11 protein-coding genes and 1 pseudogene are annotated in these 12,937 nt (G+C 57.1%); 5 read left to right on the plus strand and 7 right to left on the minus strand.

Annotated elements, in window-relative coordinates; genetic code table 11:
• Positions 1–11 precede the first annotated feature (11 nt).
• The 4 genes from ACR0DL_RS20575 to ACR0DL_RS20590 all read right to left on the minus strand — a co-directional run bounded on the left by ACR0DL_RS20575 (position 12) and on the right by ACR0DL_RS20590 (position 4,253).
• The gene (locus ACR0DL_RS20575; RefSeq protein ID WP_170351960.1) at positions 12–842 is read right to left on the minus strand and encodes a carbohydrate ABC transporter permease; all 831 of its coding nucleotides are present in this window, start codon (positions 840–842) and stop codon (positions 12–14) included.
• 13 nt (positions 843–855) lie between these two features.
• Positions 856–1,722, minus strand: coding sequence for a carbohydrate ABC transporter permease (locus ACR0DL_RS20580; RefSeq protein ID WP_170351959.1), 867 nt, complete (start codon positions 1,720–1,722; stop codon positions 856–858).
• A 106-nt stretch (positions 1,723–1,828) separates the two neighbouring features.
• Complete coding sequence (locus ACR0DL_RS20585) at positions 1,829–3,133, minus strand: ABC transporter substrate-binding protein (protein WP_170351958.1); 1,305 nt, start codon at positions 3,131–3,133, stop codon at positions 1,829–1,831.
• A gap of 94 nt (positions 3,134–3,227) precedes the next feature.
• Positions 3,228–4,253, minus strand: coding sequence for a LacI family DNA-binding transcriptional regulator (locus ACR0DL_RS20590; RefSeq protein ID WP_170351957.1), 1,026 nt, complete (start codon positions 4,251–4,253; stop codon positions 3,228–3,230).
• A gap of 123 nt (positions 4,254–4,376) precedes the next feature.
• On the opposite strand from ACR0DL_RS20590, the gene xylB reads away from it, so the two are divergent.
• Complete coding sequence (gene xylB, locus ACR0DL_RS20595) at positions 4,377–5,813, plus strand: xylulokinase (protein ID WP_480691058.1); 1,437 nt, start codon at positions 4,377–4,379, stop codon at positions 5,811–5,813.
• On the opposite strand, the gene ACR0DL_RS20600 is transcribed toward xylB, so the two are convergent.
• Complete coding sequence (locus tag ACR0DL_RS20600) at positions 5,810–7,405, minus strand: GMC family oxidoreductase (protein ID WP_480691060.1); 1,596 nt, start codon at positions 7,403–7,405, stop codon at positions 5,810–5,812. The genes xylB and ACR0DL_RS20600 overlap by 4 nt on opposite strands.
• 108 nt (positions 7,406–7,513) lie before the next feature.
• Between ACR0DL_RS20600 and ACR0DL_RS20605 the strand changes: the two genes are divergently transcribed.
• The 4 genes from ACR0DL_RS20605 to ACR0DL_RS20620 all read left to right on the plus strand — a co-directional run bounded on the left by ACR0DL_RS20605 (position 7,514) and on the right by ACR0DL_RS20620 (position 11,635).
• Positions 7,514–8,752 carry a TRAP transporter substrate-binding protein gene (locus tag ACR0DL_RS20605; RefSeq protein ID WP_170351954.1) on the plus strand — a complete coding sequence of 413 codons (1,239 nt, stop codon included), beginning with the start codon at positions 7,514–7,516 and terminating at the stop codon, positions 8,750–8,752.
• Positions 8,753–8,820: 68 nt separating this feature from the next.
• The gene (locus ACR0DL_RS20610; RefSeq protein WP_170351953.1) at positions 8,821–9,486 is read left to right on the plus strand and encodes a TRAP transporter small permease; all 666 of its coding nucleotides are present in this window, start codon (positions 8,821–8,823) and stop codon (positions 9,484–9,486) included.
• Positions 9,486–10,844 carry a TRAP transporter large permease gene (locus ACR0DL_RS20615; protein ID WP_170362727.1) on the plus strand — a complete coding sequence of 453 codons (1,359 nt, stop codon included), beginning with the start codon at positions 9,486–9,488 and terminating at the stop codon, positions 10,842–10,844. Before ACR0DL_RS20610 ends, ACR0DL_RS20615 begins: the two co-directional genes overlap by 1 nt.
• An 11-nt stretch (positions 10,845–10,855) precedes the next feature.
• The gene (locus ACR0DL_RS20620) at positions 10,856–11,635 is read left to right on the plus strand and encodes an IclR family transcriptional regulator (protein WP_480691062.1); all 780 of its coding nucleotides are present in this window, start codon (positions 10,856–10,858) and stop codon (positions 11,633–11,635) included.
• Positions 11,636–11,723: 88 nt separating this feature from the next.
• Here the strand turns inward: ACR0DL_RS20620 and ACR0DL_RS20625 are convergent, their stop codons facing one another.
• On the minus strand, positions 11,724–12,701 hold the full coding sequence (locus tag ACR0DL_RS20625; protein WP_170400087.1) for an HpcH/HpaI aldolase/citrate lyase family protein: 978 nt from the start codon (positions 12,699–12,701) through the stop codon (positions 11,724–11,726).
• Between the two features lie 18 nt (positions 12,702–12,719).
• Positions 12,720–12,937, minus strand: a pseudogene (gene glyA, locus ACR0DL_RS20630) (serine hydroxymethyltransferase); the annotation flags it as partial.

The raw sequence follows: 12,937 nt of genomic DNA on the forward strand, positions 1-12,937 counted from the left end.
CGTCGTCTTCCTTATTTCACAGCGCCGAAGGTCAGGCCGCGGACAAGTTGTTTCTGGCTGAACCAGCCAAGGATGAGGATTGGTGCGATCGCCATGGTCGAGGCCGCGCTGAGCTTGGCAAAGAACAGGCCCTCGGGGCTGGAGTAGCTGGCAATGAAGGCAGTTAGCGGTGCCGCGTCGACGGCGGTCAGGTTGAGGGTCCAGAATGCTTCGTTCCACGCCAGAATGAAGTTCAGGAGAACTGTCGAGGCGATGCCGGGGATGGCCATGGGCGTCAATACGTAAAGGATTTCTTCTTTCAGTGTCGCCCCGTCCATCCGTGCGGCTTCCAGAATTTCACCGGGGATTTCGCGGAAATATGTGTAGAGCATCCAGACGATGATCGGCAGGTTGATCAGCATCAGCACCACGACCAGTCCACCGCGTGTGTCTAGCAGTCCCAGACGGATGAACAGCAGGTAGATCGGATACAATACGCCAACGGCAGGTAGCATTTTGGTGGAGAGCATCCACAACAGGATGTCCTTTGTGCGCTTGGATGGTACAAAGGCCATCGCCCATGCGGCGGGGACCGCGATGATTACGCCAAGAATGGTCGATCCGCCTGCGATGATGACGGAATTCCACAGGAACCGCATATAATCAGACCGTTCTTGCACGATGGCATAGTTCTCAAGTGTCCAGTCGAAATTCAGGAACAGGGGCGGGCTGGCAATCGCCTGTGCCTCGGTCTTGAAACTGGTCAGAATGGTCCAGAGGATCGGGAAAAAGATCAGCAGTCCAACGGCCCAGGCAAGGGCGGTGTTCAGCGATTTGCGGCGGGGTGTGACGGTGCGGGCCATGGGTCTTATCTCCTCACGCGTCCAGGTTTTTGCCGACGATGCGCATCAGGAAGATGGCAACGATATTGGCAAGGATGATGGCGTAGACACCTCCGGCTGATCCAAGGCCGACGTTTTGGCTTTCCAACACGCGCTGGAAGATCAGGTAGGTGAGTGTGCGGGTGCCGAATGCACCGCCGGTGGTCACGAATATCTCGGCGAAGATCGACAATAGAAAGATCGTCTGGATCAGGATCACAATCGTGATTGCGCGGCTCAGGTGCGGCAAGACGATATGGTAAAAGCGCTTCAGAACTGGCGCGCCGTCCATCTCCGCTGCTTCCAGCTGTTCGCTGTCCAGCGACTGGATGGCAGTCAGCAGGATCAGCGTGGCGAAGGGTAGCCACTGCCACGACACGATCATGATGATAGACGTCATCGAGGCCTCGGACAGCCATGAAATCGGCTCGGCCCCAAAAAAGCGCCACAGATGCGCCAGAAGACCGTTCACCGGGTCCATGAACATGTTCTTCCAGACCAGCGCAGAGACCGTAGGCATCACAAAGAAAGGTGCAATCACAAGGATGCGGACAACACCCTGACCCCACATTGGTTGATCCAGCAGAATGGCCAGAAGGATGCCCAAAATCACGGTGATCACCAGTACACCACCAACGATCATCAGCGTCGCCTGCACGGCAGGCCAAAACGAGCTGGAGGACACAAACCGGACGTAGTTGTCAAAGCCGACCCAACCCAGATCACCACCGCGTAGGGGCAGGTATTTCTTGAAGGAAAAATACAGCGTCATTGTCAGCGGCACGAGCATCCAGCCAAGCAGCAGGACCACGGCGGGTGCCATCATTAGGCGGGCCACTGATCGGGAATGTTGGGTTGCCATGGCGCAAGACCTCTCTGTTCAGGCGCATACCAGCCTGCGAGAAAAACGTGGATTGTGGAAGGGTAGGGCGGGGGGCAGACCTCTGCCCACCCGCAATTAGAAGACGTCAGTAACCTGCGGCTTCCATCTCTTCTGCGGTGAAGGCCTGCGCTTTTTCAAGCGCCTCTTCCACCGATTGCTGTCCGGCGTAAACGGCCGAGAATTCCTGGCTTACTTGCGTAGCAATGCCTGCAAATTCAGGGATCGCAGCAAACTGGATGCCGACATAGGGCACCGGTTTCACCGTCGGATCATTTGGATCAGCCGACAGGATCGAATCCAGTGTCATCTGGGCAAACGGAACCTTCTGATACTCGGGGTTCTCGTACAGTGATGTACGCGCACCCGGCGGGACGTTGGCCCAGCCTTCGTTTTCGGCCACCAGCTCAATGTAGTCTTTCGAGGTTGCCCATTCGATGAACTGCTTGGCAGCATCCGCCTGTTCGGTGCCTGCAGGGATGGCCAGCGCCCATGCCCAAAGCCAGTTGGAGCGCTTGTCAACGCCTTCCGAATTCGGAGCCAACGCGAAGCCCACTTTGTCGGCCACAGTCGAGTCGTCAGGATTGGTTACAAATGATGCCGCGACAGTGGCGTCGATCCACATGCCGCACTTGCCCTGCTGGAACAGCGACAGGTTTTCGTTGAACCCGTTAGTAGCGTAACCCGCGGGGCCGGATTCACTCATCATGTCGACGAAGAAAGTCAGCGCTTCGTTCCATTCCGGCTGATCAAACTGGGGCTTCCAGTCTTCGTCGAACCAGCGGGCACCAAAGGAATTTCCGGTCACGGTAATGAACGCGCCACCTTCACCCCAACCGGCTTTGCCACGCAGGCAAATACCGTTGATGTCGTTGTCTCGATCCGTCATCGCCGCAGCCGCCTCTCGGATGAACTGCCAGGTCGGCGCATCAGGCATTTCCAGACCGGCTTTCTCCATCAGATCAGTGCGATACATGATCATCGAGCTTTCGCCATAGAACGGAGCCGCGAACAGCGTCCCCTCATGGCTCAACCCGTTGCGCATCGCGGGCAGGATGTCATCCACATCATATTCAGCGGACATTCCTTCCAGCGGCACCAGCCAACCATTGGCGCCCCAGATCGGGGTTTCGTACATACCGATGGTCATGATGTCGAACTGGCCACCTTTGGTGGTGATGTCGGTGGTCACGCGCTGGCGCAACACGTTTTCTTCTAGCGTCACCCATTCGACATCGATGCCGGTCGCCTCGGTGAATTTGTCGGTATAGCCCTGCATCCGGATCATGTCGCCGTTGTTCACGGTCGCTATGGTGATGGATTGCGCGTGGGCCGCTGCCGTGGCGACGAATGTCAACGCCGTCGCCGCACGAAGTGCGTTTTTCAGATACATCCTTGTCCTCCCTGAGCTTGGATGCTGTGCAGGAAGCCTAGTTCATAAATTGTCGCGGCGTCAATAAAAACTTTACGCGCGTTAAGTTTATTGTTCAGGCGGACTCGCGTAAAACAAGTCTTGCGGGAAACAAAGTTTCTGTTCGTTTTTCAAATTTCCCACCGCTTTCAATAAGTTCGAACAGTGTTTCGACACTGCGGGCAGCCACATTGTCATAGTCATGCGCGGCCGTTGTCAGGGACGGACATGTGAATTTTGCGAAGGGATGATCGTCATTTGAGGCCAATCGCAACGTGCAATCTTCCTTGCGCCCAACCCGAATCCCCTGTTCGTAGCAGGCCGCCAGAAATCCGATGGCGAGACGGTCATTGCTGCATAGCACCGAGTCGGTCCGCAGGCTGCGTTCTTCCAGCACTTTTCGCGCACCTTGCCGACCGATCTCTTCAAAGGCCCATCCTGTGCCGTCAATCTTGATGATATGCGGTTCAAACCCCAAACGCTCCATAACGTCGACATAGGCTATGCGCCGCTTGTTGGCATTTGGGTTGGCTGGGGTGCGCATTTCAAAGAACGATGGTGGTTCCCCGGTGCGGGTCATGTATTCTACGGTTTGTGACACAAAGCTGAAATTGTCTGAACCGATGAAAGCAGCCCCCATACCATCAAGGTTACTGTCGAACAAAACCGTTGGAACATCGGCGCAGAATTTTTCAATCGCTGACTGATCCGACGCGCGGCCCAGCGGTGCTAACAGAACACCTGCTGGTTTCAGAGACCGTAAGCTGTCGAGTATCTCATTCTCCAGTTTTTGCTCGCCATGTGAGCTGAATAGAGACGGGCGATACCCCGCCGCGATACAGGATTGCTCTAGATAGCGCGCGATCTCGGCAAAAAAGGGATCAGCCAGATAGGGCACGACGATACCAATATTCTTGGTCAGCTTCCGGTTCTGATTTATGGCGTAAATATTAGGGCGATAGTCAAAACGCTCTAACGCCTCTTCGATGCGCGCCCGCGTTGTGGGCCGCACGCTGTCCGGGTCGTGGAAGTATTTCGAAACCGTCGGCCGGGATATCCCGCTGAGGGCCGCGAACTCTTCCATGTTTTTAATCTTGGTCATGCCAATCTACCTGCGGATCTTTGCCGCTTTGATCTTATCATAGCTTTACATATTCTTTGCGCGCGCTAAAAAAATCAATAGCCGGACATGTGCCGCACCTCGGACGCAGGGCAAGGGTTGTAAATGTATCTCGGGATCGACATCGGCACATCAGCGGTCAAGGTTGTCTGCGCCGACACGGCGCGGATAATCGCGACGGCATCGGTTGAAATGCAAACCTCTTCGCCTCAGCCTGGATGGTCGGAACAGCATCCTGACCTGTGGTGGCGCGCCACCTGCAACGCACTACGCAAGCTGGGGGAACAGATTACGTTGGCGGACGTTCGGGCTGTCGGTCTGTCGGGTCAGATGCATGGAGCCGTACTGCTTGACCAGGACTTGTACCCAATCCGTCCGGCCATTTTGTGGAATGACAGCCGTTCGGCGCAGGAATGCGGTGAACTTCGCGATGCGTTGCCGCAGATCGGTCAGATCGCGGGCGTTCTGCCCCTGCCGGGATTCACTGCGCCCAAGATTACATGGCTGAAGCGGCATGAGCCTGAAAACTATGACCGCATCGCTCATATCCTGTTGCCGAAGGATTATATCGGGCTGCGCCTGCACGGGGTCCTCGCGACGGATCCCTGTGATGCGGCGGGCACCCTTTGGCTGGATCAAGCCGCGCGGCAGTGGCACGGCGGGATCGCCGAGGCGACCCATGTTGCGACCCGCTGGCTGCCGCAAATTTCCGATGGGCACGAAGTTGTGGGCACAATTTCGGCAGATGCGACCAACCAGACCGGACTGAAGCCCGGCGTACCTGTTGTAGCAGGAGGTGGGGATGCGGCCACCGGCGCAGTGTCGCTGGGGGCGACTGAACCGGGGCGAGGGTTTATTTCGCTGGGCACCTCCGGTCAGCTTTTCGTTGCGGATCGCGTGTATAAGCCAAACCCAGAACGATTTGTGCATGCGTTTGCGCATACACTTCCAGATCGCTGGTTCCAGATGGCGGCAATGCTTAACGGCGCCAGGCCAATCGCGTGGATCGGCGGGCAGCTTGGATTGTCTGCGGCAGAAGTCATCGCAATGGCCGAAACAGCCCCGCAAGACCGTGTGCCGATTTTCTTGCCTTATCTAACAGGCGAACGCAGCCCTCACGGCGACCCGCATATACGCGCCTGTTTCTTTAATCTTGAGGACGCGACAACGCGTGCAGAAATTTGTCGCTCGGTGGTTGAAGCCATCGCCTTTTGTTTCGCCGACGCCGCCCAGAGTTTTGGCGACTCGATAGACGGCCTTTCGGATTTGGCCGCCATCGGTGGCGGTAGCCGGTCCGACCTGCTGCTTGGGTTGATTGCAACGGTGACAGGCAAACCCATCCTTCGATCTGAGGGGGCGGATTCCGGGCCCGCCTATGGCGCGGCACGTTTGGCGGCTTGCGGTGACAAAGCGCTGACTATTGAGGACCTTGCCATCCAGCCCGCAGGATCTGTCAGGTTCGATCCTGCGGAAATGGGCGCATTGTCGGACCGGCTTGGCCGGTTTCGCGCGCTTTACAAAGCAGTTCGCGCTGCTTTCTAGGCATCCGCTGCCAACAAATCGCTGGCCTTTTCTCCAATCATGATCGCAGGAGCGTTCGTATTACCGCTGACGATCTCGGGCATAATCGAACAATCCGCCACCCGCAGATTGGCAATTCCGTGGACTCTTAGCTTTGCGTCGACAACCGATGCCTCAGAGTTGCCCATCGCGCAGGTGCCTGTCGGGTGATAGATCGAGGTCGAATTTGACCGGGCCCAATCCAGCGTGCCTTCGTAATCTTCACAGCTCAGATCCGCCGAGGGCCTGAATTCCTCGGATATCTTCGAATGCAACGGGTTCTGCTTAGCAATCCCGCGGGCGATGTTCACGCCGTCGACGATGGTTCGACAATCCGTTTCGGTCGACAGGTAATTCGGGATTATTTTGACGTACTTTGAAGGGTCTGGCCCGTTCAGGCGCAACTCACCCCGGCTTTCCGGGCGCAGCTGACAGACCGACATGGTAAAGGCCGAAAACGGATGCACACCCTCGCCGGGGCTGTCGGCGGACCATGGTTGGACGTGGAACTGAATGTCCGGAGTTTCAACGTCGGGGCGGGTCTTCATGAACCCCGTCGCCAGGCTGGCAGCCATGGTCATCGGACCGGCACGGAACAGGGCGTACTTCAGAGCGATACGCGCCTGATTGAACAAGCTGCGGACCTCATCATTCAACGTGGGTTCATTGCATTTGAACACCAGTCTTGCCTGCAAATGGTCCTGCAATCCCTTGCCGACACCGGGAAGGGCGTGCAGCGGTTCGATGCCGTTTTCCTTCAGGTGGTCCGGGTCGCCGATCCCCGACAGCATCAAGATTTGGGGCGAGTTAATCGCACCACCGGACAGGATGATTTCGCGACGAACCTTCAGGGTTTGCTCGGTGCCCGAACGATCCCGATAGACCAAACCGGTTGCCTTTTTGCCCTCCAACGTGATCCGTGTCACCAGGGCCTTTGTGATGATGTTTAGGTTCTGTCGGTCGCGGATGGGTTTCAGATACGCCACGGCAGCGCTACAGCGGCGGCCATTGCGCGTGGTTAACTGGAAATACCCCACACCCTCTTGCTCAGCCCCATTGTAGTCTGGATTAAACGGATACCCTGCGGCCTGCGCGGCTGCGACCCACGCGTCACAGATGGGCCGTTGGATGCGCATGTTTGACACCGACAATGGCCCGCCAACGCCGTGGAATTCATCCTCGCCACGCTCCTGATCCTCGCAACGTTTGAACAGGGGCAGAACGTCTTCCCACCCCCAACCTTCGTTGCCCATCTGACGCCAGCGGTCGTAATCCTCTTTCTGGCCGCGCACGTACAGCAACCCATTCAGCGACGAGGACCCGCCCAGCACCTTGCCACGCGGCCAGTCGATAGAGCGCCCATTCAGCCCTGGATCAGGTTCAGTACGATAACACCAATCGACCGAAGGGTTATGCATGGTTTTGAAATAGCCCACCGGGATGTGAATCCACGGATTGGTATCGCGACCGCCGGCCTCGAGCAAAGCAACGGTCACGTTTGGGTCGGCGCTCAGGCGATTGGCGATGACACAGCCCGAAGACCCGGCCCCGACAACTGCATAGTCTACTTCCATGATCACCTCCCTGAAACTGGTTTCAAAAAGTTCTAGCCAAACGATGAGAAATATACTAGCCTTTTTTGATACAAAACGTCTCATTATTTGCGATCAGGGAGGTAAGCAATGGAGATCGGACGGAAACTAAGTGGTATTTCACGGCGGGATTTTTTCCGCGTGGCAGGCCGTTACGGTATGAGCTCGACTCTACTGGCTGCAGGTGGGTTCGGTGGGGCGATGAGCCTTGCGAATCTAGCGCAGGCAGCCGAATCAACCTACGAAAAGCGCTTTTCGAAAGAGCCGAAGCATACGCTGAAATTCGGCGCATCGGGCTTTAATACCCGCAACCTGCTGATCGAGCGTGCGGGTGCAATCGAATTTGCGCGTGACCTGGAAGAGCGCACCGATGGCGAGATTCGCATCGAGTTCATCGGCGACAACCAGATCTGTGGTCAGCTGAGCTGTGTAGAGAAAACCCAGCAGGGCATTGTCGATATCTATGCTGCCTCGACCCAGAACTCGGCCGGTGGTGCGCCGTATCTGAACGTGTTGGACTATGCCTATATGTTCCCCAGCCGCGCGGCGCAGTACCACTTCTTCTACAGTCCGGCGAGCCAGCGCATCCTGCGCGATCCGCTGGAAAAACGGCACGGTCTGAAATTCCTGTTCACTCATTGTGAGCTGCGCGGTCTGCAGATGGGCGCGAACTTTGCCGACAAGCCAACCGTCACAAAGCTGGAAGAACTATTTGGCACCAAGAACCGTGTGACGGGCACGCAACTTGGCCGTATCGCCATGCAACTGCTGAACCTGAATCCGGTACCTGTCGCGTGGGAAGAAACGCTGGACGCGCTGAAAACCGGCCTGATCGACGGCGCCGAAACTTGGGCATCGGCTGTGGCCTACGCCAACATGGCGCCTGTGGTGTCACAATCGGTGAACCTGAAATTCTTCTGCGGTACCGAGCATACGTCCATGTCTTCGAAGGTCTTCGACAGCCTGGGCGGTGAGTTGCAGGATGCGGTGATGGAGTCTTCATACTTCACGCAGGCGCTGATCCAAGGTGCGAACGAAGCCGCACTGTTGAACACCGTGGGTTTCTCGGAACCGCAACTGCCGCATACGATCTTCGCCGAAAACGGCGTACGCCCGGCCTTCCTGGCGGACGACCAAATTAAACTGGCCGAAGAAATGTGTGCCCCCAATTACAACCCCGAGCCTTGGGCGCAATGGCGCGAGCGCATTAACAAATGGGCCGGTGGTATCGACACCTATCAAGAGATCTACGACATCGCGCGTGAGATTCCCGCTGATACAATTGCGGAAAACGTCGAGCCACGCCGTTGGTGGAGAGGCGAAGCCTAACCTAAGCTTAATACGAACCGGCCCGGGTGGGCCGGTTCCACTAAACACCGACTGGGAGGACGGGGTTCATGTCATTTTGGGCAGATGTCGGCGCGATATTCAGTGCTTTACTCACCTTCGATTCATTCGAGATTCAATCCGCGCTGGAATCCGACGCAACATGGGTCGTAGGCGCAATCGTCTCGGCCCTGGGTGGGCTCCTCATCATGTGGATTTACCAAAAAGTGCCGTTTGTCGAACGCCACTTTGAACGTGCCGTGATGGTTTATTCCTACCTTGCGATTGCCTTCATCATCTTTTGGGGCGTGATTGACCGGTTCGTGTTCAACGATCAGGAGCCTTGGTCAACAACGATCCCGCCGCTGCTGTTCATGGTGATGGCGTGGTTCGGCGCGTCTTATAACGTGCGGCTACGCACGCATCTAAGCTTTAGCGAATTTCGCACCTCTATGCCGCGCGGCGGGCAATTGGCTTGCCTGTTCCTAGATGCTGTCCTTTGGTTCATCTTCGCAGTGATCGTCATTGTGACCACCACACGGTTGGTGGCGCTGTCGGCATCAAACTTTCAGATCGTTCTGGGTACTGACAACATCATGCAGTGGTGGTTCCTGTTGGCCGCACCGCTGTCGTTCTTTTTGATGGTCGGGCGGGTGTTTCAGAACCTCGCCGACGATCTGCACAACTGGAAAACAGGTGAGCCGCTGATCAAGCAGGCCGTGATTGGAGCAGACTGATGACAGACGGAACCATGGTCACACTGATCTCGCTTGGGGTCACCTTTCTGTTCATGCTGGGCGTGCCAGTGCTTCTGGTCATCGGCTATTGGGTTATTGGCTGCTCGTTTGTGCTGGGCCTGACGCTGGACAATATGGGGGCCGAGCTGCTGAATGTGTTCAACAAAGGCTTCGCCCTGCTGGCGATGCCGCTGTTCATCCTGACTGGCGACCTGATCAACAAATCCGGCATCGCGCGGCGGCTTAGTGATTTTGCATATGCCTGTCTGGGCTGGATACGCGGCGGGCTGGCAATGGCATCGCTGGGGGCCTGCGGGCTTTTTGCAGCGATCTCGGGTTCAAACTCGGCAACAACCGCGACAATCGGGTCGATGCTGCACCCTGAGATGGTCAAGGGCGGTTATGATGAACGCTTCAGCGCCGCAACAGCGGCGGCGGGTGGTACAGTTGGGATCATCATCCCACCGTCGATCATCTTCATCGTTTACGGGTTCCTGATGAACCTGCCGATTTCCGAGCTGTTTGTGGCGGGTATCCTGCCCGGCGCATTGATGGTGTTTGGTATGCAATTTGCCTGCTGGATCATCTGCCGGATCAACGGCTGGGGATATTTGATCCCGTTGCAACTGAACCGGGTGTTGAAAACCGCGTTTGGTGCATGGCTGGGCTTTTTCGCCATCGGGTTGGTGCTGTGGGGCATCTACACGGGCAAGTTTTCCCCGACCGAGGCGGCGGGTGTGACCGTGGGCTTCTGTGTCATCGCCGGTTTGCTTAGTTATCCGATCAACCGGATCATGGGTGCCCGGAACGATATTCCACCGACCGAGAAAAGCTATGCCGAGATGTTCGTGGTCGAAGGCTTCACGATCCCCGAGATCCCCTCGATCGTGATCCGCTCGGCCCAGATCACTGGCATCCTTGCACCGCTGATCGCAATTTCGGTTGTGATGCAGCAAATCTTGTCGCTGCTCGGCGCGCAAGAGACCATCGGGAACTTCGTGACCTCGATGGGGGGTTATCATGCGGTGCTGTTCACCTCGATGGTGATCGTCTTTTTCTCGGGCATGGTACTGGAAAGCCTTCCGGTCACGATTATCCTCGCCCCGATCTTGGCGCCGATTGCCGCCTCGGTTGGCATTGATCCGATCCATTTCTCGGTGATTTTCCTTGTGGGTGCTTCTATCGGGTTCATCACGCCACCTTACGGGCTGAACCTGTATGTGGCGTCGGGTGTGACGGGCGTGCCTTATTTCCGGCTGCTGCGGTATACGGTGCCTTATCTGGTGGCTCTGTTGTCGGTCTGGATTTTGGTGTCGCTGGTCCCCGATCTGGCCTTGATCCTGCTGCCAAATAACTAGAATGTTGCGGGATGGCCGAGACGGAAACACAAGAAAAAGAAACTCAGATCCCAACGAACCTGCGCCTTTTGCTGATCCTTGAAGAGGTGGCTCGGCGCGGGGTAGCTGTTAAGCCGTCAGACCTGATCGATGCATTGGGTCTGGCAAAACCCACTGTTCACCGATTGCTGCAAACGGCCGAGGCCGAGGGGTTTTTGCAACGCGATCTGGACGGTCGGTCTTTTGGCCCTGGCCGTCGTTTGCGACTGCTCTCCGTCAACACCATGTCTGCCGAACATTTGCGGACTGCACGCCTAGCCATATTGCGCAGCGTGGCCGAGGAGGTGGGAGAGACCTGCAACCTCGCCATTCCCGACCGCGAGGGGATGATCTATCTGGACCGGGTCGAAACCAAATGGCCCCTGCGCATTCAGTTGCCCGTGGGCACGCAGGTTCCGTTTCACTGCACGGCCAGTGGCAAAATGTACCTGTCCACGCTGCGTCAGAAAACGCTGGACGGGTTTCTTTCGGCCGGAAAATTGCAACCGCAGACCGAGCGTTCGCTGACGGACCCCAAGGCAGTAAAGGCCGAAGTCCAACGCATTTCCGACAATCAGTATTCTACCGATGATGAGGAATTCATGACCGGAATGTCCGCGCTTGCGGTGCCTGTTCAGGACGGGCAGGGCAGGTTGGTAGGGACGCTATCGGTTCACGCCCCGACCCAACGCCATGATGTCGGCAGCCTGATGTCGTTTCTGGAAACACTGCGGCAGGGCGCGGACAAACTTTCAAGTCTTCTCGCTGAGTGACCAGAAAAACGCAGCGCCAAACTGTACCAGTGGCCGATCCACAAAACCGTTTGGCGCTGACCTATTTAGGTAGCCTAAGCCCTTCGGATCAAGCTGCTGCGATCTGGCCTGCTTTTTCGACCAGCACTTCGGCCTGACGGATTGAGGCATAGTCGATCAGACGGCCATCCAGAGAAACCGCGCCTTTGCCCGCCGATTCAGCCTCGGCCATGGCGACAAGAATGCGCTGTGCCTTGGTGACTTCGGCCTCGGATGGCGACATGACCTCATTGGCCAGGGCAATCTGGCTGGGGTGGATGGCCCATTTGCCTTCACATCCCAGAACCGCCGCGCGTTTGGCAGCCGCTCGATAGCCGTCGGGATCCTGAAAGTCGCCAAATGGCCCATCGATTGGACGCAGTCCGTTGGCGCGTGCCGCAACCACCATGCGCGCCAGCGCATAGTGCCACATGTCACCCCAATGGGTCAGACGGCCACCATCGGCATCTGCGTCGGTCAACACGGAATAATCGGGGTTCACGCCGCCGATGATCGTGGTTCGTGCGCGGGTCGAGGCCGCATAGTCAGCCACTCCGAAATGCAGGCTTTCATTGCGTTTGGAAGCTGCCGCAATCTCGCTGACATTCTGCATCCCAAGCGCGGTTTCGATGATGTGTTCGAACCCGATCCGTTTCTTGTAGCCTTTGGCGTCCTCAATCTGCGTTACCAGCATATCGACAGCATAGACGTCCGCAGCGGTGCCAACCTTGGGGATCATGATCAGGTCCAGCCGTTCGCCAGCCTGTTCGACCACATCCACCACGTCGCGATACATATAATGCGTATCCAGCCCGTTGATCCGCACCGACATGGTTTTGTTGCCCCAGTCGATATCGTTCAGCGCCTCGATGATGTTCTTGCGGGCCTGTTCCTTTTCATCAGGCGCGACCGCGTCTTCCAGATCGAGGAAGATCACATCTACATCTGATTGTGCGGCCTTTTCGAACATTCCGGGTTGGCTGCCCGGAACGGCCAGTTCGCTGCGGTTCAGGCGAGCAGGGGCTTGGTCGATGTTATGAAAGCTCATGGGTAAGGGTCCTTCGTCTTACAGGTTCGGATAGAGAGGGAAGCGCGCGCAGAGGTCCGCGACCTCGGCTTTGACCTTGGCTTCGACGGCGCTGTTGCCGTCTTCGCCATTAGCGGCCAGCCCGTCGACCACTTCGATGATCCAGTCGGCGATCTGGCGGAATTCGACCTCGCCAAAGCCGCGGGTGGTGCCGGCGGGCGAGCCCAGGCGGATGCCGCTGGTGACGGTCGGTTTTT

The sequence above is a fragment of the Ruegeria sp. BB5 genome, from assembly GCF_056539405.1.